The sequence below is a fragment of the Salinicoccus cyprini genome, from assembly GCF_007713705.1.
Lineage (GTDB): Bacteria > Bacillota > Bacilli > Staphylococcales > Salinicoccaceae > Salinicoccus > Salinicoccus cyprini.
The window spans coordinates 1-558 of the sequence record NZ_VMSJ01000022.1 but is presented as its reverse complement, the minus strand read 5'-3'; the positions used below and the strand labels follow the sequence as shown (position 1 = coordinate 558).

Annotated in this window: 2 protein-coding genes; one reads left to right on the top strand and one right to left on the bottom strand. The window is 45.9% G+C overall.

What is annotated here, in order from left to right:
• The coding region (locus FO441_RS12670) for a GntR family transcriptional regulator (protein WP_222927815.1) at positions 1 to 192 on the bottom strand (192 nt) is incomplete at its 3' end.
• Between the two features lie 264 nt (positions 193 to 456).
• On the opposite strand from FO441_RS12670, the gene FO441_RS12520 reads away from it, so the two are divergent.
• The coding region (locus FO441_RS12520; RefSeq protein ID WP_145290821.1) for a hypothetical protein at positions 457 to 558 on the top strand (102 nt) is incomplete at its 3' end.

Genomic DNA, 558 nt, shown 5'->3' with positions numbered 1-558 from the left:
GATCAACTCGGATAATTCACGCTCGGCGGGCAGAATAGATCCGGGAGGAAAGCGATTGTTCCAGATGGACTTGATGATGTATTCCTCGGCAAACCCAGCTGGGCTCTGCGCTTTTATAACCATGAATTGACTCTGTTGTAATGCGTAAAAAGGCTGACGAATGATATCAAAGCGATGATGGCTGGCAAGCATAAGGTCAGTCCTCTGCTCACATATGGCAAATATAGTGTTGGGAATATGTATCTAATCGCCACGAGGGAGCCAGCCAAACCCGACAAGGTGGTTATAAAACAGACAGATGGGCAGAGATCCATCGGCTATCATTTATAATCGTCACGCTTTTTGATTAAAATCACGAGGAATCAGACAGATAAAGGCCAACATCCGGAGGCACAGGTCGAATCATCCTTGACTGCATAGAAGCAGATCCTAACAACAAAGTTGAGACCCATTATCATGCCAATAAGCCTAGGGCAGGCATTCGCCAAGAACTTCTTGGGCAATGCACCACAGTGGTATAAAAGCGCCATCTTGCTATTTCTGGTGATCAATCCGATT